Here is a 257-nt window from a genome sequence, read left to right as displayed (position 1 = left end):
ACAAGCTGTCTACGGTGAAAGTAAGGAGCAAGCTGGTGTCGTCGGTACCAGCCAAAATTTTATAGGAGTATGGGGAGAAAGCCAGAGCCAGGACCAGCCTGGCGTTTTCGGAAGAAGTCAAAATTGGCAGGGGGTTCATGGTAATAGTAAGGAGCAAGCTGGTGTTGTCGGTACCAGCCAAAATTTTATAGGAGTATGGGGAGAAAGCCAGAGCCAGAACCAGCCTGGCGTTTTCGGAAGAAATCAAAATTGGCAAG

1 protein-coding gene is annotated in these 257 nt (G+C 48.6%); it reads left to right on the top strand.

Annotated elements, in window-relative coordinates:
- The coding region (locus MR109_RS29945; protein WP_242274873.1) for a hypothetical protein at positions 1-257 on the top strand (257 nt) is incomplete at both ends.

It is taken from the genome of Bacillus cereus group sp. BfR-BA-01310 (assembly GCF_022664325.1).
In the GTDB taxonomy this organism is placed as follows: Bacteria; Bacillota; Bacilli; order Bacillales; family Bacillaceae_G; genus Bacillus_A; species Bacillus_A paramycoides.
The sequence above is the reverse complement of the archived record's forward strand: the minus strand, read 5'-3'. Positions and strand labels throughout refer to the sequence as shown.